The 20,011-nt window shown below is 64.5% G+C and carries 16 protein-coding genes; 6 read left to right on the top strand and 10 right to left on the bottom strand.

All coding sequences use genetic code 11. The annotated features are described in order from the left end of the window. Positions 1–233 precede the first annotated feature (233 nt). The 10 genes from VSR71_RS08425 to VSR71_RS08380 all read right to left on the bottom strand — a co-directional run bounded on the left by VSR71_RS08425 (position 234) and on the right by VSR71_RS08380 (position 15,266). Positions 234–1,412 (bottom strand): acetyl-CoA C-acyltransferase, encoded by a 1,179-nt coding sequence (locus tag VSR71_RS08425; RefSeq protein WP_342913420.1) that lies wholly within the window; start codon positions 1,410–1,412, stop codon positions 234–236. A 45-nt stretch (positions 1,413–1,457) separates the two neighbouring features. Further along, positions 1,458–2,102: a bifunctional nicotinamidase/pyrazinamidase gene (gene pncA, locus VSR71_RS08420; RefSeq protein WP_342913419.1), complete on the bottom strand. Its 645-nt coding sequence runs from the start codon at positions 2,100–2,102 to the stop codon at positions 1,458–1,460. Between the two features lie 30 nt (positions 2,103–2,132). Beyond that, positions 2,133–4,214 carry a 3-hydroxyacyl-CoA dehydrogenase NAD-binding domain-containing protein gene (locus VSR71_RS08415; protein ID WP_342913418.1) on the bottom strand — a complete coding sequence of 694 codons (2,082 nt, stop codon included), beginning with the start codon at positions 4,212–4,214 and terminating at the stop codon, positions 2,133–2,135. Between the two features lie 1,446 nt (positions 4,215–5,660). Next, a complete protein-coding gene (locus tag VSR71_RS08410; protein ID WP_428979363.1) occupies positions 5,661–7,907 on the bottom strand; it encodes a TonB-dependent receptor in 2,247 nt (748 codons plus the stop codon). A 379-nt stretch (positions 7,908–8,286) separates the two neighbouring features. Then, complete coding sequence (locus tag VSR71_RS08405) at positions 8,287–9,000, bottom strand: ABC transporter ATP-binding protein (protein WP_209761145.1); 714 nt, start codon at positions 8,998–9,000, stop codon at positions 8,287–8,289. Beyond that, positions 9,000–9,773, bottom strand: coding sequence for an ABC transporter ATP-binding protein (locus VSR71_RS08400; protein ID WP_342913417.1), 774 nt, complete (start codon positions 9,771–9,773; stop codon positions 9,000–9,002). The genes VSR71_RS08405 and VSR71_RS08400 overlap by 1 nt, the downstream gene beginning before the upstream one ends. Then, a complete protein-coding gene (locus tag VSR71_RS08395; protein ID WP_342913416.1) occupies positions 9,770–11,083 on the bottom strand; it encodes a branched-chain amino acid ABC transporter permease in 1,314 nt (437 codons plus the stop codon). Before VSR71_RS08395 ends, VSR71_RS08400 begins: the two co-directional genes overlap by 4 nt. Before the next feature lie 4 nt (positions 11,084–11,087). Further along, entirely contained in the window at positions 11,088–12,035 is a 948-nt protein-coding gene (locus VSR71_RS08390) for a branched-chain amino acid ABC transporter permease (RefSeq protein WP_342913415.1), read from the bottom strand. Positions 12,036–12,249: 214 nt separating this feature from the next. Next, positions 12,250–13,500 (bottom strand): branched-chain amino acid ABC transporter substrate-binding protein, encoded by a 1,251-nt coding sequence (locus VSR71_RS08385; RefSeq protein ID WP_342913414.1) that lies wholly within the window; start codon positions 13,498–13,500, stop codon positions 12,250–12,252. A 140-nt stretch (positions 13,501–13,640) separates the two neighbouring features. Further along, the gene (locus VSR71_RS08380; protein ID WP_342913413.1) at positions 13,641–15,266 is read right to left on the bottom strand and encodes a 3-(methylthio)propionyl-CoA ligase; all 1,626 of its coding nucleotides are present in this window, start codon (positions 15,264–15,266) and stop codon (positions 13,641–13,643) included. A gap of 435 nt (positions 15,267–15,701) precedes the next feature. Between VSR71_RS08380 and VSR71_RS08375 the strand changes: the two genes are divergently transcribed. From VSR71_RS08375 to VSR71_RS08350, 6 genes are all read left to right on the top strand, one after another. Then, positions 15,702–17,285: a protein adenylyltransferase SelO gene (locus tag VSR71_RS08375; protein WP_342913412.1), complete on the top strand. Its 1,584-nt coding sequence runs from the start codon at positions 15,702–15,704 to the stop codon at positions 17,283–17,285. A gap of 134 nt (positions 17,286–17,419) precedes the next feature. After that, complete coding sequence (gene msrB, locus VSR71_RS08370; protein WP_342913411.1) at positions 17,420–17,884, top strand: peptide-methionine (R)-S-oxide reductase MsrB; 465 nt, start codon at positions 17,420–17,422, stop codon at positions 17,882–17,884. Positions 17,885–17,926: 42 nt separating this feature from the next. Then, the gene (locus tag VSR71_RS08365; protein ID WP_342913410.1) at positions 17,927–18,466 is read left to right on the top strand and encodes a septation protein A; all 540 of its coding nucleotides are present in this window, start codon (positions 17,927–17,929) and stop codon (positions 18,464–18,466) included. A 38-nt stretch (positions 18,467–18,504) separates the two neighbouring features. Further along, a complete protein-coding gene (locus tag VSR71_RS08360) occupies positions 18,505–18,786 on the top strand; it encodes a BolA family transcriptional regulator (RefSeq protein ID WP_342913409.1) in 282 nt (93 codons plus the stop codon). A gap of 35 nt (positions 18,787–18,821) precedes the next feature. Next, positions 18,822–19,616 carry a peptidylprolyl isomerase gene (locus tag VSR71_RS08355; protein ID WP_209761151.1) on the top strand — a complete coding sequence of 265 codons (795 nt, stop codon included), beginning with the start codon at positions 18,822–18,824 and terminating at the stop codon, positions 19,614–19,616. A gap of 40 nt (positions 19,617–19,656) precedes the next feature. After that, on the top strand, positions 19,657–19,956 hold the full coding sequence (locus VSR71_RS08350; RefSeq protein WP_342913408.1) for a hypothetical protein: 300 nt from the start codon (positions 19,657–19,659) through the stop codon (positions 19,954–19,956). Positions 19,957–20,011: the final 55 nt, after the last annotated feature.

Genomic DNA, 20,011 nt, shown 5'->3' with positions numbered 1-20,011 from the left:
GCGCTGCGTGGGGCGCTCGCGAATTCATGTAGCTCTCTTGCACGAACCGCCGGAACCCTGGAATACACCGCGTGGATGCTCCCTCTCCCGCTTGCGGGAGAGGGTTGGGGTGAGGGCCGGGCGGTACTACGAAGTCCGGGCCGGCGGCATGCCACCGCCTGCCCTCACCCCCTGCCCCTCTCCCGCGAGCGGGAGAGGGGAGCAAACCGGCAGCGCGCCGGCGTTGCTGGCGATTACAGGACTTCAAACAACCCAGCCGCGCCCTGCCCACCACCGATGCACATGGTCACCACCACATACTTCACGCCGCGGCGCTTGCCTTCGATCAGCGCATGGCCGACCAGGCGCGCACCCGACACGCCGTACGGGTGGCCCACCGCGATGGCGCCGCCGTTGACGTTGAGGCGGTCCATCGGGATGCCCAGCTTGTCGGCGCAGTACAGCACCTGCACCGCAAAGGCTTCGTTCAGCTCCCACAGGCCGATGTCCTCGACCTTCAGGCCGGCCTTCTTCAGCAGCTTGGGCACCGCGAAGACGGGACCGATGCCCATCTCGTCCGGCTCGCAACCGGCCACGGCAAAGCCGCGGAACACGCCCAGCGGCTGCAGGCCGCGAGCTTCAGCCACGCGTGCGTTCATCACCACGGCCGCCGAGGCGCCGTCCGAGAACTGCGAGGCATTGCCGGCAGTGATCACGCCGCCCGGCACCGCGCTGCGGATCTTGGCCACGCCTTCCAGCGTGGTGTCGGCGCGGATGCCTTCGTCGCGGTCGATGGTCACTTCCTTCGTCACCAGCTGGCCGGTGGACTTGTCGGCGACGCCGGCAAGCACCGTCATCGGCACGATCTCGTCCTTGAACTTGCCGGCTTCCTGCGCGGCGGCGGCACGTTGCTGGCTGCGCACGCCGTACTCGTCCTGGCGATCCTTCGAGATGTTGTAGCGCTTGGCCACGTTCTCGGCGGTCTGCAGCATGTTCCAGTAGATTTCCGGCTTGTTCTTGACCAGCCAGCTTTCCTGGACCATGTGGCGGTTCATTTCCTGCTGCACGCAGGAGATGCTCTCCACGCCGCCGGCGACGAAGATGTCGCCCTCATCAGCGATCACGCGCTGCGCGGCCATGGCGATGGTCTGCAGGCCCGATGAGCAGAAGCGGTTGACGGTGGCACCGGGCACGGTGACCGGGCAGCCGGCGCGCAGGGCGATCTGGCGCGCGATATTGGCACCGGTGGCGCCTTCCGGGTTGGCGCAGCCCATCAGCACGTCTTCCACTTCCGCGGCGTCGATCTTGGCGCGGGCGATGGCGTGCTGGACGGCGTGGCCACCCAGCGTGGCGCCGTGGGTCATGTTGAAGGCACCCTTCCAGCTCTTGGCCAGAGCGGTCCGTGCGGTGGATACGATGACTGCTTCGTTCATGTGTTGCTCCTCGGAATCTTGTGTCGTTCAGTTCGGTGGTTGGGTTCAGCCCTGGCCCTTGAGCACATCCGCGGACATCACGCGCGCGACGCCGGCGGCGCCGAGGTCCTGCCATGCCTTGGCCAGCGACCCTTGCAGGTCGATGGCGCGGCATGCATCCTCGATCACCGCGGCCTCGAAGCCCGCGGCGCGGGCATCGAGCGCGCTCCATGCCACGCAATAGTCCGTCGCCAGACCCGCGCAGAACACGCGCTTCACGCCATGCTCGCGCAGGTAGCCTGCCAGCCCGGTGTGCGTGGTGCGGTCCGCCTCAAGGAAGGCGGAGTAGCTGTCCACGTCGGCATGGTGGCCCTTGCGGATCACCAGCCGCGCATGCGGCACGTGCAGGCCCGCATGCAGCGCGGCGCCCGGTGTGTCCTGCACGCAGTGCACCGGCCACAGCACCTGCTCGCCGTACGGCAGTGTGAGCACCTGGAACGGCTGCGTGCCGGCATGGTTGGCCGCGAACGAAACGTGCGCGGCCGGATGCCAGTCCTGCGTCACCACCACATGCCCGAACGCGCGCGCCAGCCGGTTGATGACGGGCACCACCTCATCGCCGTTGGGCACGGCAAGCGCGCCGCCCGGCATGAAGTCGTTCTGCACGTCGATCACCAGCAGGCAATCGTCCGGTCCGATGATGGTGTTCATGGCCGCTCCTGGCTGAACCATCGTGGCGTATTAGCCGTTGAAACCCTTGCCTTCGTCCGCCAGCTTCTGCAGCAGCGGCGCGACTTGCCAGGCTTCGCCGTGATAGCCCTTGGCGTAGCGCTTCATTGCCAGCGCCACGTTGTACAGGCCGACCTGGTCCGCATACAGCATCGGGCCGCCGCGGAACAGCGGGAAGCCGTAGCCGGTCAGGTACACCATGTCGATATCCGAGGCCTTGGAAGCAATGCCTTCTTCCAGGATCTTGGCGCCTTCGTTGACCAGCGCGAACACCAGGCGCTCGACGATCTCTTCGTCAGAGATCTTGCGGCGCGTGATGCCCAGGTCCTTGGAGTGCTGCACGATCATGTCGTTGACCTGCTGGTTCGGGTACGGCTTGCGGTCGCCCGCCTTGTAGTCGTACCAGCCCGCGCCGGTCTTCTGGCCGTAACGGCCCATTTCGCACAGCAGGTCGGCGGTCCTGGAGTACTGGATTTCCGGCTTGTCCACCGCGCGGCGCTTGCGGATGGCCCAGCCGATGTCGTTGCCGGCCAGGTCGCCCATGCGGAACGGGCCCATGGCAAAGCCGAACTTCTCGATGGCCTTGTCGACCTGTTCCGGCAGCGCGCCTTCGTCCAGCAGGTAGCCAGCCTGGCGGCTGTACTGCTCGATCATGCGGTTGCCGATAAAGCCGTCGCACACGCCCGACACCACCGCGGTCTTCTTGATCTTCTTGCCGATCTGCATGACGGTGGCCAGCACGTCCTTGCCGGTCTTCTCGCCGCGCACCACTTCCAGCAGCTTCATCACGTTGGCCGGGCTGAAGAAGTGCATGCCGACCACGTCCTGCGGACGCTTGGTGAACGAGGCGATCTTGTTCACGTCCAGCGTGGAGGTGTTCGAAGCCAGGATGGCGCCCTGCTTCATCACTTCGTCCAGCTTCTTGAACACGATTTCCTTGACGCCCATTTCCTCGAACACGGCCTCGATGACCATGTCGGCGTCCTTGATGTCGTCATAGGACAGCGTGGTGCTCAGCAGGCCCATGCGCTGCTCGACCTTCTCTTGCGTGAGCTTGCCCTTCTTGGCGCTGTTCTCGTAGTTCTTGCGGATGATGCCGACGCCGCGGTCCAGCGCTTCCTGCTTGGTTTCCAGGATCGTGACCGGGATGCCCGCGTTCAGGAAGTTCATGCTGATGCCGCCGCCCATCGTGCCGGCGCCGATCACGGCAACCTTCTCGATCTTGCGCACGGGGGTGCCTTCGGGCACGTCGGGGATCTTGCTGGCGGCACGCTCGCCGAAGAAGGCGTGGCGCAGCGCGCGCGATTCCGGCGTGGTCACCAGGTACAGGAAACCCTCGCGCTCTTCCTTCAGGCCTTGCTCGAACGGCTTGAGCGAGCCGGCCACCGCTTCCAGGCACTTCAGCGGCGCCGGGAAGTTCTTGGCCATCGCGGCCACGGTGTTGCGGGCGAAGCCGAGATAGCCTTCGGGGTTCTCGTGGCGCACCTTCAGGTCGCGCACCTTCGGGTGCGGGCCGCTGGCGGCGCCAGCGTTCTGCGCGAACTTGACCGCTGCGGGCAGCACGTCGCCCTCGACGATTTCATCGAACAGCTTGGTGCCGGCGAACTTCTCGGACAGCACCGGGGTGCCGGACACGATCATGTTGGCGGCGGCCTCGAGGCCGATCACGCGCGGCAGGCGCTGCGTGCCGCCGGCGCCGGGCAGCAGGCCCAGTTTCACTTCCGGCAGCGCGATCTGCGCGCCCTTGGAGGCCACGCGGTAGTTGCAGCCCAGCGCCAGTTCCAGGCCGCCACCCATGGCGACCGAATGCACGGCGGCGACCACCGGCTTGGACGAAGCTTCCAGTACGCGGATCACCGAGTGCAGCGTCGGCTCCTGCATGGCCTTGGGGGTATTGAATTCACGGATATCGGCGCCGCCCGAGAATGCCTTGCCGGCGCCGGTGATGACGATCGCCTTGACGGCGGCATCGTCCAGCGCACGGGTCATGCCTTCGACGATGCCAAGACGGGTGCTGTGACCCAGGCCGTTGACAGGGGGATTGTCGAGCGTGATGACGGCTACGCCGTCCTGAACCTGATACTGCGCTGTCATGCTGGTTCCTTTTGCTAAAGGTTGTCTCGGGATTCGAATTCTCGAATTATTTTTTTGCTGCCAGGTGCGGGGGCGCGGTTGGCAGAGGGTAAACCCGCCGCAATTCCCACTTGCCACAAGCCGTCAGGGGCTTGGGCGAAACAAGCATACACAAAATAGCACGGTCGTTCAATTTTAATTTCGGGGGTTTTGGGGTGGCATGCGCGGGGTGAATTTCGGCCTTTATCACGGTGCATGGACGACGGGCCTGGGCGTATGAGCAATCGTTGGTCGATGACCTATCAGACACATGCGAATGTATTGAGCGCTGGCTCTAGAATCAGTATGGGATTTAAATTCGTTCTGATGCGGGGGAATTTGGAATGGCGTCGGGGGTGCCGGGGCCCGGGTTACCATGGGCGCTATTGATGACATGCCGTCGGGTGTTGAAGCTGGGTTGTCGCTGTTGATGACATGCTGTCGGCCGTTGAACCGCCTGGTTCCGCCCTCCTGGGCGGGTAACTTTTTGTCCGAGCGACAAAAAGTCACCAAAAAGCGCGTTTACGGCCCTGCGGGCGGCCACTCTTATCGTAGTGGGCCGCGGCTTTCGTACGGGGCCTGGCTTCGTCGCAGAGCAAGACCGCTGACGCCCTGGTGCGCCGCGGTGGCCGGGATTGACGCGGTGTTTGAACGAGCCCAGAGCTGTGGGTGGCTCCTGCTACGGGCGTCAACGTAGGGACGCCTTCGGCTGCGCTGCGCGCGGGTCCTAACGTGGCGGAGTTGGATTCCATGTCCTGGATTGCGCTTTGGGCTCGGCCTCGCGCGCTGGCGAGATGGCTGTGCATACGAGGTCTGGCGCGGCGACGGGGAAATTGACCGGCATTACTTCGTGGGGGCTCCGGCCCTCACCCCCGGCCCCTCTCCCGCAAGCGGGAGAGGGGAGCAAACAAGCGGCAGGGAAAGGCTTGCGACTCACCAGCGAAAGCGCCAAGCGAGCGCAGCGACGCGTTCCGTGCCCGGGCCCCTGACCTGAGATACTGCCGGCGCGCAGCGCAGCCGTAGGCGTTCCTGCGTTGACGCCGGCAGCAGGCCGCCTACGCCCTGCATGGGGATCGTTCAATAGTGGGCCGACGCAGCCACTGTCCCAAACTCACTTGGCGTAGCAGGTTTGAACCACTAGCCACATCGAACGGAAATCGCCACCGTCCGAACCACCCACGCCGCCAAATTGATAGCCAGCCGCTCAGGCGACGCGTTTTTTGGTTACTTTTTGTCGCTCGGACAAAAAGTGACCCGCCCAGCAGGGCGGAACCAGGCGGTTCAAGGGCCGACAGCATGTCACCAACAGCGACCACCGCGCTTCAACGCCCGACACTATGTCACCAAGCGCGCCCCAAAAAAACAAAAACGGCCCGCCTCCCGCCAATCGCGAGAGCCGGGCCGCAGGCCAATCCCAAAAAAAACAGCTTAGAACTTGAAGTTAGCCGTCAGCATCCCAAACCGCCCAGCCCCCAGCGCACCATAGTGGTTATGCGCCTTGGTGTAGTAGGTCTTGTCAAACAGGTTCTGCACATTCAACTGCAACGACAGGTTCTTGTTGACACGATAAGCCGCCATCAGGTCAAACCGCCAGTACGACGGCACATACAGCGAGTTAGCCGGGTTGGCGTAGACCTTGTCGACATAGTACGCACCACCGCCCACCGTCAGCGCCGGCAGCACCTGATAGGTGGTCCACAGGCTGAAGCTGTTCTTGGGCGTATTGGGGAACTGGTTCCCATTGTTGGCCGCATTGACAGCCTGCGGGCCGTTATCGATCAGTTCGCTGTTCAGGTACGTATAGCCGCCGAACAGACCCCACTTGTCCGTCAGGTTTCCGGCAAAGCCCAGCTCGAAGCCCTTCACGCGCTGCTTGCCGGCATTCACCGTGGTGTTGGCATCCACCGCCACGCGCGCATTGTTCTTTTCGATCTGGAAGATCGCACCCGTCAGCGACAGGCGCTTGGCCAGCAGATCCCACTTGGTGCCGATTTCCACCGAGCGCGCGGTTTCCGGCTCCAGGTTGCGCTGTGCCGCCGTGATGTTGTCGGCGCCGTCACCGTTGGTCGAACCCGGCGGCGTCGACGAGGTGCCGTACGACACGTAGATGCTGCCGTATTCGACCGGCTTGTAGACCACGCCGGCCTGGTAGTTGAAGAAGTTCGACTTGTTGCGGATGTCCACCTGCGCCACTGCCGCGCCGGTGTTCGGGTTGGTGTAGGCGTTGGTGAAGGCGTGCGTGTCGTAGCTGTCGTAGCGAACGCCACCGTTGACCATCCACTGCTTGGTGATCTCGACCGTATCGAACAGGTAGACCGAGCGCGTGTTGGTGGTGGTGTTGGTGGTGAATGGCATCTTGGTGATATTGCCGCGCCACGGGTCATTCGGGTTCGGGTTGGCCAGCGGCGTGCAGTCGAAGCTGGCTACCAGCGATGCGTTACAGGTGCCGGCGGCGGCCGCGGGATTGGCCGAGACGACGTTGTAAGGCGTGTTGTTGGTATCGTCGCGGCTGAATTCGAAGCCGAACAGCACGCTGTGCTTGAGGCTGCCGGTATCGAACTTGGCAGTCAGGTCAGTCTGGTTGGTCAGCGTTTCGGTGGCCGAGTCACGACTCTTGAAGTTGCGCCAGACAAAGCCGCGCGGCACGTTGCCGCGGCTGTCGTCAGGGTTGGTGACGATGTAGTTGTTGCTGGCGCGGCCCCAGCGCGTGGTGTTGCTGAACACCAGGCCGTTGCGGAAATCATGCTGGACCGTGGCCGTCGCGATATCCGACTGCGTCTTCTGGAAATCGCGATCGGTCAGGCCATAGAAGTTGTTGCGGTCGACGGCAACCGGCTGCGACGGATTTGCCTTGGTCGACTGGCTGGCCGGGCGCGAGTACGGAATGCTGTAGTCCGGCATGCCGTTGCCCTGCAGGTGGTAGTACGACAGTGTGACCTTCGTGTCGGACTTCAGGCCGAACGTCACCGACGGCGCGAAGCCCCAGGAATTCTGGTCGACCTCGTCGCGGCCCGGTACGTTGGCGGTATAGCCCAGCGCGTTCAGGCGCACGGCGGTGTTGTCGTTGACCACGTAGTTGCCGTCGGCCGTGGCGCGGAAGTAAGAATCCGTGCCCACGCCGATCGAGCCCTGCGTGAAGTTCTCCGCCTGGGGAAGTTTCGACACGATATTGATCATGCCGCCGGCCGAGCCCTTGCCGCCGAAGGCCGAGCTGGGGCCCTTGATGACTTCGATGCTTTCGATGTTGAAGGTGTCGCGGGTCTGCGAAGCGGTGTCGCGCACGCCGTCGACATAGATGCTCGACATCGAGTCAAAACCGCGGATGAAAGGACGGTCGCCGATCGGGTTGCCGCCTTCGCCGGCGCCGAAGGTGATACCGGGCGTGGTGCGCAGCGCGTCCTGGAGCGAGTTCGAGCCCGACTGCTGGATCACCTCGGCGGGCACCACGGTCACGGACTTGGGCGTATCAAGCAGCGGCGCGGTGAACTTGGGCGACTGCGCCTCTTCCACCTTGTAGACGTCCTCGCGTTTGCCAGTGACGGTGACCCGTTCCAGCGTCACCGGCGCAGCCTGGCCGGTGGTGGTGGCGGCGGCAGGCTGGCTCTCCTGCGCCGATGCACCCTGCATGGCAAACGCTGCGACGGCACCTGCCAGTGCAGCGGCGAGCGGGGTCAATTCAAACGACTTCTGATTTCCTTTCACGGTCTTGCCTTCCCTGTGTTGTCTTGTAGTTCTTGACGCGAACAAGCGTGGTCATGAAGACAAGCCCAAGGAAGCGCTACCACCATCGCCCGTGAATCAAGTCATCCATCCCCGGCGGGCGATTATAGGGATGCCGGAATCGAAGTACAAATGCGAATCATTCCCAATGCAGAATTAAGACAAATTTACAACAGTGTTACAAAGACGCTTGTTACCAACAGGAAACTTGAGTAGTCAACAGGAACGGGAGAACCCGGCGGCGGCGGGTGGTGAAGGAGCCGCTTTGAACGAAGGCGCGGGTGGAGCGTCAAGTTGCGCCGACGCTACGTGGGACGCAGCGCCGGCGGAACGCTCAAACCTCCAGCCACTCCTTCCGGATCTGCGAGTTCGCCTTGAGCTCGCCAGGCGTGCCCTCGAACACGATATGCCCGTGTCCCATGACATAGACCCGCTGCGAGATATCCAGCGCGATCGCCAGCTTCTGCTCGATCAGCAGTACGGAGACGCCCCGCTCCTTCAGCGTCTTCAGATAGTCCCCCACCAGCGCCACGATCATCGGCGCCAGCCCTTCGGTGGGCTCGTCGATAAGGACCAGGTCGGGATCGCCCATCAACGTCCGGCACAGCGTCAGCATCTGCTGCTCGCCGCCGGACAATACGCCCGCGGCGGTGTTCTCGCGCTCCCTGAGGCGGGGGAACATATTGAACATGTCCTCCACCGACCAACGCGGCCTGGGCTGCCGCGGATTGCGCTTTTCGCCCAGCAGCAGGTTCTGCCGCACCGTCAGCGTCGGGAAGATATCCCGGTTCTCCGGCACATAGCCGATGCCGAGGTGCGCGATCTCGAACGTCCGCCGCCCCAGGATCTCCTCGCCGCGGAACTTCACCGAGCCCTCGGCCTTGACCATGCCGAGGATGGCCTTGGCCATGGTCGAGCGTCCGACGCCATTGCGCCCGAGCAGCGCGACGATCTCGCCTTCGTCGATATGCGCATCGACGCCATGCAGGATATGGCTCTTGCCGTAGTAGGCATGCAGGCCCGTGACTTCCAGCATCCGCTTGCCCATCAGTGCGCTCCTTCGGTGGCGTCTTCGTCCAGCGTGGTCCCCAGGTAGGCTTCCTTGACCTTGCGGTTGCTGCGGATCGCCTGAGGGGTATCGGTGGCGATCACTTCTCCGTAGACCAGCACGGAAATGCGGTCGGCCAGTCCGAACACTACGCTCATGTCGTGCTCCACCATCACCAGCGTCTTGCCGACGGTGACCTTGCGGATCAGCTCGACCGCATGGTCGGACTCGGAGCGGCTCATGCCCGCGGTAGGCTCATCCAGCAGGATCACCTCGGCCCCGCCGGCGATGGTGATGCCGATCTCCAGCGCGCGCTGCTCGGCGTAGGTCAGCAGGCCCGCCTGGGTATTGCGCCGGTGCTGCATGCCGATCAGCTCCAGCACCTCATCGGCCCGCTCGCGCGCATCGCGCAAACCCGTCAGCCGGTGCCAGAATGAGTACTTGTAGCCAAGCGACCACAGCACCGCGCAGCGCAGGTTCTCGAACACCGACAGCCGGTGGAAGATATTGGTGATCTGGAAGCTGCGCGACAGCCCCATGCGGTTGATCACGAACGGCTGCAGCCCGCCGATCTCCTGCCCGTTCAGGCGCACCGTACCGCTGGTGGGCGCAAAGCGGCCCGAGATCAGGTTGAAGGTGGTGGACTTGCCCGCTCCGTTGGGACCGATCAGCGCATGGCGCTCGCCCTTCGGGATGCTCAGGTTCACGCCGCGGATGATGTCCGTCTGGCCGAACTTCTTGCGTACCTCGGTCAGTTCCAGTGCCGCCGTCATGCCGTGCCTCCCGCGATCTCCGCCTGCACCTTGTCCCATTCCGCGCGCGACGCGCGCACCGTCAGCCGCCACGCTGCCAGCCCCACGGCCCACAGCACCGCCGCCACCGCCCATGGCGTCCACGTCGCGGCATCGAAGCCGAAGCCGAACAGCTTCATGGCGGTGCCATTGGCGCTGTCGACCTGCACCTTGTAGACCAGCTCGACCGTCACGATCATCGCCAGCAGCAGCACCACGCCGGCCGCGCCGGCCCTGGCGTAGGACGGCAGCATGCGGCGCAGCTTGCCCTTCGCCGCCAGCGGCAATTGCATCAGCAGCAGGCTGGCCAGGCCGCCCGGCACGAACATCACCATCAGCACGAAGAACAGGCCCAGGTACAGCAGCCACGCCTTGGTCAGGTCCGACAGCGCCACGGCGAACAGCACGAACACCACCGCGCCGATGATCGGCCCGAAGAACACGCCCGCGCCGCCGATGAACACCGCCAGCAGCACGCCGCCGGAGCGCACCGCGCTGACGTTCTCGGCCGAGACGATCTCGAAGTTGATCGCCGCGAGCGCACCGGAAATCCCGGCGAAGAACGCCGACAGCACCAGCACCAGGTAGCGCACGCGCTGGGTGTTGTAGCCGATGAACTCGACCCGCTCGGGGTTGTCGCGCACCGCGTTGGCGATACGGCCCAGCGGCGTCTGCGTCCACGCGTACATGGCCACCATCGACACCAGGCACCACACCGCGATCAGGTAATAGACCTGCCGCCCGGGCCCGAAGGTGAGCCCCAGGAACGAGTCGCCGACCACGCGGTTGGTGGAGATGCCGCCCTCGCCGCCGAAGAACTCGGGGAACATCAGCGAGCTGGCGAACACCATCTCGCCGATGCCCATGGTGATCATGGCAAAGGTGGTACCGGCCTTCTTGGTGGTGACATAGCCGAAGATCACGCCAAAGAACGCGCCGGCCAGCCCGCCCACCAGCGGCAGCATCGACACCGGCAGCCAGACCTTGCCGGCGCCGACCATGTTCAGCACGTGCACGGCAATGAAGGCGCCCAGGCCGGAATACACCGCATGGCCGAACGACAGCATGCCGGTCTGCCCGAGCAGCATGTTGTACGACAGCGCAAAGATGATCATGATGCCCATCTGCGACATCAGCGTGATGGCAAAGCCCCCGGTAAACACCAGCGGCAGCACCAGCATGATGAGAATCGTCAGGCTCCAGATGACCCAGCGCGCCAGGTTCAGCGGGCGGTAGCGCAGGGTGCGGCCGGTCGACACCGGCTCGCGCGGTTGTTGCATCGCTTGCTCCATGGCCTCAGCTCTCCCGGGTTCCCATCAGTCCACGCGGGCGGAAGATCAGCATCACCACCAGCAAAAGGTACGGCAGCACCGGCGCCACCTGGGCCACCGTGAGCTTCCACAAGGCATAGAACGGCGTGGCCTCGCTGACTGCCATGCCAAGGCCGCGCAACAGCCCTGCGAGCGATGCGTCGATCGTGACCGCGAAGGTCTGCAGCACGCCAATCAGGATCGACGCGATGAAGGCCCCTACCAGCGAGCCCATGCCGCCGACCACCGCCACCACGAATACGATCGATCCCACCGCCGCCGCCATCGACGGCTCGGTGACGAAGGCATTGCCGCCGATCACGCCGGCCAGCCCCGCCAGCGCGGCGCCGCCGCCGAACACCATCATGAACACGCGCGGCACGTTGTGGCCCAGCGCCTCGACCATTTCCGGATGGGTCAGCGCTGCCTGGATCACCAGGCCGATGCGGGTACGTGTCAGTACCAGGTAGATCGCCACCAGCATGCCCAGCGACACCAGCATCATGAAGGCGCGGTATTTGGGGAACGTCGAGGTGAACACCTGGAACAGCGGCCCTTCCAGCTCGGCCGGGATGCGGTATGGCACCGCTGCCAGTCCCCACACCAGCTTGACGCCCTCTTCGATCAGGTAGGCCAGGCCGAAAGTGAACAGCAGTTCGGCCACGTGGCCGTACTTGTGCACCGTGCGCAGGCCGAAGCGCTCCACCAGCGCGCCCGCGCCCGCGACCAGCAGCGGCGCGAAGATCAGCGCCGGCCAGAAACCGACCTTGCTGGCGATGGTGTAGGCGAAATACGCGCCCAGCATATAGAAGCTGGCGTGCGCGAAATTGAGCACGCCCATCATGCTGAAGATCAGGGTCAGGCCCGACGACAGCATGAACAGCAGCAGCCCGTAGCTGATGCCGTTGAGCAGGGAGATGACGAAAAATTCCACAGCGTGTCCTTCAAGCTGGTGCCGCCGCAGTGAGGTGCGCCGGCATCCGTCCGGTTGGATTGGGGTGAGCGTCCCCCTCCGCAGGGCGCATGGCGCCCCGGACGCTACCGCTATCGATCCAGAAAGACCGAGAGTATGCACCGCCACACTGTCACGCTCGCTGTCACGTTGTACTACGCCGCGTGTCATCGTGGCCGGCCCGCCATGGACAGGATCAGCCCGGCCGCTTCATCTGGCAGGAAGTGGGCTGCGCGGACACGTACTGGTCCATCTGCGCGTTGGTCTTCCAGCCGTACCCGGTGTTCTCCTGGTCGTACTTGATCTCCTTGCCGTCGATCTTGGTCCAGGTAGCCACCACCAGCGGCTGCTGGGCCTGGTGGTCGGTATTGCGCATCTCGACCAGGCCGTTCATGCTCTCGACCTTGATGCCTTCCAGCGCCTTGGCCACCTTGATCGGGTCGGTCGAGTTGGTGTCCTTGAACGCCTTGGACAGCATGGCGATGCCGGTGTAGGACGCCATCACGTAGAAGTCATCGTTGTACTTCTTCTTGAAGCCCTCGATGACGTCGGAGCCCTTGAACCCCTTGTTGTTGGGGTTGTAGTAGCCCACGTACTTGACGTGCTCGGCGCCGGCCGCGCCCATGGCGGTCGGCACGCCGGTAGTGCCGGCGTAGTAGGTGTAGTAGTTGGTGGTCAGGCCGGCGTCCTTGCCCGCCTTGATCAGCAGCGCCAGGTCGCTGCCCCAGTTGCCGGTGATCACGGTATCGGCGCCCGAGGCCTTGATCTTGGCCGCATACGGCGCAAAGTCCTTCACCTGCGCCAGCGGGTGCAGGTCTTCACCCACGATCTGGATATCCGGGCGCTTGCGCTTCAGGTAGTCCTTGGCTGCCTTCGCCACCTGGTGCCCGAACGAGTAGTTCTGGTTGATCAGGTACACCTTCTTGACGCCGGGATCCTTGGCCAGGAAGGTGGTCAGCGCCTCCATCTTCATGTCCGAGTTGGCGTCGAGCCGGAAATGCCAGTAGTTGCACTTGGCATTGGTCATGTCCGGGTCCACCGCGGCGTAGTTCAGGTAGATGATTTCCTTGCCCGGGTTGCGCTCGTTGTGCTTGGCCACCGCATCCTGCAGCGCCAGCCCGACCGACGAGCCGTTGCCCTGCACGATATAGCGGATGTTCTGGTCGATCGCCTGCTTCAGGATGGTCAGGCTTTCCTGCGGCGAGAGCTTGTTGTCGAAGCCCACCACCTCGAATTTGTGCGCGCCGGCCCAGCCCTTCTGGTTGGCCACGTCGGCCACGAACTGCCAGCTCTTGAGCTGGTTCTGCCCAACGGGGGCCATCAGCCCCGAAAGCGGATCGATGAAGGCGATCTTCACCGTATCCGCGAGTGCCGAACCCGAAACCAGCGCAGAACCCATTGCGGCGAACATGGCCACACCAGCCACCAGCGGACGCATCTTGGTCATACTGTCTCCTTCACTCTTGTCGTTGGCTTGTCGTTGATTGCGGCCGGCGGCGCGGCGCCCTCCTGTTCGCGCCATGCAGCCGGGCCCCGGCAGCGCCATGCCGCAAGCAGGCACGGCGCACCGGTGCTGCCCTGCCGGCCTCAGGCGGTCGGCAGCTTGTAGTCCTTGAACTGTTCGCGCAGCTTGAGCTTCTGCATCTTGCCGGTGGCGGTCAGCGGAATCTCCGTGACAAAGGAGACATCGTCCGGGATCCACCACTTGGCGACCTTGCCCTCGAAGAACTGCAGCAGTTCCTCGCGCGTGACTTCGGCACCGGGCTTCTTCACCACCACCAGCAGCGGGCGCTCGTCCCACTTGGGGTGGTAGGCCGAGATGCAGGCCGCCATGTGCACCGCGGGGTGCGCGGCGGCGACGTTCTCGATGTCGATCGACGAAATCCATTCGCCGCCGGACTTGATCACGTCCTTGCTGCGGTCCGTGATCTGCATGAAGCCGTCTTCATCGATGGTGGCAACGTCACCGGTCGGGAACCAGCCGTCGACCAGCGGGTTGCTGCCGTTGCGGTAGTACTGGCCGATGATCCACGGCCCGCGCACCATCAGGTCGCCGAAGGCCTTGCCGTCCCATGACAGCTCCTTGCCTTCGCCATCGACGATCTTCATGTCGACGCCGAAGATCACGCGCCCCTGCTTCTCCAGGATCTTGTGGCGGTCCGCGTCGGAGAGTTCGTCATGCTTGGCCAGCAGCTTGCACGAGGTGCCCAGCGGCGACATCTCGGTCATGCCCCAGGCGTGGATGACTTCCACGTCCAGCGCCTCGAGCGCGCGGATCATCGCCGGCGGCGCGGCCGAGCCGCCGATCACGGTGCGGCGGAAGGTGGAGAACTTCAGGTTGTTCGACTGCACGTATTGCAGCAGGCCAAGCCAGACCGTCGGCACGCCTGCGGAGAAGGTCACCTTCTCCTGCTCGAACAGTTCATACAGCGACGCGCCGTCGAGCTTGGCGCCCGGGAACACCAGCTTGGCGCCGACCAGCGGCACCGAGTACGGCAGGCCCCAGGCGTTGACGTGGAACATCGGCACCACGGGCAGGATCACGTCGCGCGCCGAGCAGCCGAGCGCGTCGGGCAGCGCCGACGCGTACGAGTGCAGCACGGTGGAGCGGTGCGAATACAGCGCGCCCTTGGGATTGCCGGTGGTGCCCGAGGTGTAGCACAGGCTCGACGCGAGGTTCTCGTCGAACTGCGGCCATTCGTAGTTGCCGTCCTGCGCCTCGACCAGTTCCTCGTAGCAGAGCAGCGGCACCTTGCACTCGGCCGGCATGTGGGCGCGGTCGGTCATCGCGACCCAGCCCTTCACGTTGGGGCAATGCGGCGCGACACCCTCTACCAGCGGCAGGAAGGTCAGGTCGAAGAAGATGTAGCCGTCTTCGGCGTGGTTGACGATATAGGCGATCTGCTCGGGGAACAGGCGCGGGTTGATGGTATGGCAGACGGCGCCCATGCCCGACACGCCATAGTAAACCTCCAGGTGGCGATAGCCGTTCCACGCCAGCGTGCCGACGCGCTCGCCCTGCTGCACGCCCAGCGCGCCGAGCGCCTGCGCCACCTTGCGGGCGCGCAGTTCGCAATCGCGGTACGTATAGCGGTGCAGGTCGCCCTCAGTGCGGCGCGAGACGATTTCGGTCGTCCCGTAATAACGGGCGGCGTGCCTGATGATGGAGGAAATGAGCAGCGGCGCGCTCATCATTTGACCCATCAATGCCATGAAACTGCCTCCTGAAGTCTGGTGGATCCGTCTAAAAAACGAACAACCGTACTATTTTTGGGCGGTTGTCCGCCTGCCTAGAAACAGCGTCACGGTAAATCTGTTGTGCACTGCCGTACTGCTGTGGTTGGTTAAGCCGTGTGGTGAAGCGTGGTAATCGGGGCCGCAATTCTGCGAAATCCATGCACCGGATTCATGTGCGCACTGAAGGAGGGAAATAACTGCGCGGTGCTTGGCGGTCTCACCAGATGTGAGCCGTTGAGGACGTACAATACTGCGTGGCATGTTGCACCTCAACATGTCGTTTTCCCTAGCCATCTGCGCATTCCCGTGCCCCCGTCATGCGGCGCTGCACCGCCCCGTAGCGGCCCTGCGCGCCGCACCCGGACCCGCGGATTGCGCTTGCCGCGCGCCCCCTTCGCGCCCCAATTCGCGATGCCAGACACGCCCCAGTCCAACGCCTTGCACGACAACGATACCAACGATGCCGCGGCGCTCGCCGTACCCTTCGCCACCACAGCCGGCTTCTCCCTGCTTGGCGAGAAATTCTTTACGCGCCTGCAGCCAACGCCGCTGCCCTCGCCCTACCTGGTAGGCTTGGCGCCGGCCGCCGCGGCGCTGCTGGGCTGGGATGCCGGCGTCGGTGCCAAGCCAGGCTTTGTCGAAACCTTCGTCGGCAACCAGGTGCCCCGCTGGGCCGACCCGATTGCCACGGTCTATTCCGGACACCAGTTCGGCATCTGGGCCGGGCAACTCGGCGACGGCCGCGCGATCCGGCTGGCGCAGGCCGACACCGCCACGGGCCCCTGGGAAATCCAGCTCAAGGGCGCCGGGCTGACGCCCTACTCGCGCATGGCCGACGGCCGCGCGGTGCTGCGCTCGTCGATCCGCGAGTACCTGTGTTCGGAAGCGATGGCCGCGCTGGGCGTGCCGACCACGCGCGCACTCAGCATCGTCGGCTCGGACGCGCCGGTGCGGCGCGAAACCATCGAGACCTCGGCGGTGGTCACGCGCCTGGCGCCGACCTTTGTCCGCTTCGGGCATTTCGAGCATTTCGCCGCGCATGACGACGTGGCCTCGCTGCGCCAGCTGGCGGACTTCGTCATCGACAACTTCATGCCGGCCTGCCGCGACGATGCCCAGCCCTACCAGGCGCTGCTGCGCGAAGTCTCGCTGCGCACCGCCGACCTGGTCGCGCACTGGCAGGCCATCGGTTTCTGCCATGGCGTGATGAACACCGACAATATGTCGATCCTGGGACTGACCATCGACTACGGCCCGTTCGGCTTCCTCGATGCGTTCGACGCCAACCATATCTGCAACCACTCCGATACGCAGGGCCGCTACGCCTACAGCCAGCAACCGCAGGTGGCATTCTGGAACCTGCACTGCCTGGCGCAGGCACTGCTGCCGCTGTGGCTGCCCGCGGAGGACGCCGACAAGGAAGGCGCCCGCGATGCCGCCGTCGAGTCGGCACGCGCAGCGCTCGACCCGTTCCGCGACCGCTATGCCGCCGCCTTCTTCCGCCACTACCGCGCCAAGCTTGGCCTGCGCCCGCCGGCCGGCGGCGACGGGGTTGCCAACGACAAGGCCGACGAGCCCCTGCTGACCAGCCTGTTCCAGCTGTTGCACGGGCAGCGCGTGGACTACACGCTGTTCTGGCGCAAGCTGTGCGGCATCTCGTCGCAGGATGCCTCGCGCGATGCGCCGGTGCGCGACCTGTTCCTGGACCGCGCCGCTTTCGACGCCTGGGCCGCCGACTACCGCGCGCGGCTGCGCGCTGAGCAATCGGACGACGCCGCGCGCGAACTGGAAATGCTGGCGGTGAACCCAAAATACGTGCTGCGCAACCACCTTGCCGAGACCGCGATCCGGCGCGCGCGCGAGAAGGATTTCAGCGAAGTCGAGCGCCTGCTGGCCGTGCTGTCGCGCCCCTTCGACGAGCAGCCGGAGGCGGATCACTACGCCGCGCTGCCGCCGGACTGGGCCGCCGGGCTGGAAGTCAGCTGCTCGTCATGACCGGATTGCGCATGCGCCGGAGCCTGCATGCCGGCGCCGTACGGTGTAAGGTTCGCGCCAGTGCGCCGACCAACGAAGGTTCCGGGGCCAAGTTCCGAGGCCATTACCCCGGGCATGACCGTGAGGAAACCACAATGACCACCACCAAGACCGACGCCGAGTGGCGCGACCAGCTCTCCGACATCGAATACCGTGTGACGCGCGAAGCCGCGACCGAGCGCCCCTTCACCGGCCGCTACTGGGACCACTGGGAACGCGGCATCTACAACTGTGTCGGCTGCGGCACGGCGCTGTTCGAGTCCGCCACCAAGTTCGACGCCGGCTGCGGCTGGCCCAGCTATTTCCGCCCCATCAACGGCGAGGTCATTGCCGAACACGCCGACCATACCCACGGCATGGTGCGGGTGGAAGTCCGCTGCAAGGAATGCGGCAGCCACCTGGGCCATGTGTTCGAGGACGGGCCGGCCCCGACCGGCCTGCGCTATTGCATCAACTCGGCTGCGCTAAAATTCGATGACCGCGACCCGGCGCAGCGTGAGGCGGATCATGCCCACGATGCCGGCAGCGGCAACGAACCCCGGCGCGACCCGCAGCGCTGAGGACAAGCCCCGGCCCTCGGGCCGGCAACAACCTGGTATCGCATGAAATTCCTGTTCGACCTGTTCCCGGTCATCCTGTTCTTCGCCGCCTTCAAGCTGGCCGACATCTACACCGCTACCGCCGTGGCCATTGCCGCGACGGTGGTGCAGATCGGCTGGGTCTGGTTCCGCCACCGCAAGGTCGAGCCGATGCAGTGGGTCAGCCTGCTGATCATCGCCGTGTTCGGCGGCGCGACGCTGGTGCTTCACAACGAGACCTTCATCAAGTGGAAGCCGACGGTGCTCTACTGGATGTTCGCCGTGGCACTGATGGGCTCGGCGATGGTCTGGCGCAAGAACCTGATCCGCGCCATGATGGAAAAGCAGGTAACCTTGCCCGATCCGGTGTGGACGCGCCTGAATGCCGCCTGGGCCGGCTTCTTCGCGGTCATGGGCGTGCTCAATCTCTACGTGGCCTATCAGTTCTCCACCGACGTCTGGGTCAATTTCAAGCTGTTCGGCAGCATGGGGCTGATGCTGGTGTTTATCGTCGCGCAGAGTGTCTGGCTGTCGCGGCACATGCCCGAGAGCAGCCAGGACTGACGCTCCTGCCGTTTATATCCCGAGAAGGAAAACTACCAATGGCAGCCGATCCCGCCACCATCGAGGCGCTGCTGCGAGAAGCGCTCGCGCCCAGCCACCTGGCCGTGCGCGACGACAGCGCACTGCACGCCGGACACGCCGGTGCCGCATCCGGCGGCGGACATTACGACGTGACAATTGTCAGCGAGCGCTTTGCAGGTCACAGCCGGGTTGCGCGACACCGCATGGTGTATGATGCGCTGCGCAGTCTGTTCCCCGCGCAGATCCACGCCTTGGCCGTGACTGCGTACACCGACCAAGAGTACCAATCGCGCGTATAAGCGCGCTTCTTTCAGCAACTCTCAGACCAGATTCCATGAAGACCTCCGTCCTCTCGTTCAGCCTGGCGGCTGTGCTTGCAGCTGGCAGCCTGCCGGCCATCGCCCAGAATGCCGCCGTCGTGAATGGCAAGGCCATTCCGTCGGCAAAGCTGGACAAGTTGATCGCCGGCACCGGCCAGCCCGACAATCCGGAGCTGCGCAAGCGTGGCCGCGACATGCTGATCGACCGCGAACTGCTCGTGCAGGAAGCCAACAAGCGCGGTATCACCCAGCGCGACGACGTGCAGGAGCAACTGGAACAGGCACGCCTGAACGTGCTGGCCGGCGCGGTGTTCGAGGACTACGTCAAGACCCACGGCGCCAGCGACGCCGAACTGCGCAAGCAATACGACAAGATCAAGTCGCAATTCGGCAATGGCAAGGAATACCATGCCCGCCATATCCTGGTGGAAAAGGAAGCCGACGCCAAGGCCATCATCGCCAAGATCAAGGGCGGCGCCAAGTTCGAGGACCAGGCCAAGGCCGCCTCGAAGGACCCGGGCTCGGCCGCCAATGGCGGCGACCTGGACTGGGCCAACAGCAGCAGCTACGTGCCTGAGTTCTCTGCGGCCATGACCGGCCTGAAGAAGGGCCAGATGACCGATACGCCGGTCAAGACCCAGTTCGGCTGGCACATCATCGAACTGGTGGACGTGCGCGACGCCAAGATCCCGTCGTTCGAAGAGGTCAAGCCGCAGCTGATGCAGATGATGATGGGCGACCAGAACTGGCAGCGCGAGCAGTTCCAGGCCATGATGAAGTCGCTGAAGGACAAGGCGAAAATCCAGTAATCACGGACCGGTCGCCCCACCGGTTCTGCAAGGTTGAACGATGCAGCGCGTGGAGACGACCGCCCCCTACTGGCAACTGTGGCATCTCACGTCCCGGGGCATGTGCTATTGCGCGTTGGCCTGGGCGTCCTTGGACGGCGCCGCCCCCGGCTGGCGCCAGCTCCATCCCTACCTTCCCCTGCGTGACCGTTATGCGCCCGAGAAGATCCTGCATGCCGTGGTGGCGTACAAGGAGGCTCGCGGCGAGATCAAGCCGATGCCTGGCTTTGAGTCGGGGCGGATGTTGACGTATGCGTATGCGTCGTGGAGTTCCAGATTGATGGCGCCGGTTTTGGAATGAATCGATGAGCAGCAGTTTGGCTCTTGTAGATTCTCGACAGTCCTCGCAGCTGGTG

The sequence above is a fragment of the Cupriavidus oxalaticus genome (genome assembly GCF_038900635.1).
Taxonomy (GTDB): domain Bacteria; phylum Pseudomonadota; class Gammaproteobacteria; order Burkholderiales; family Burkholderiaceae; genus Cupriavidus; species Cupriavidus oxalaticus_B.
This window is presented reverse-complemented; position numbering and strand designations above follow the sequence as displayed.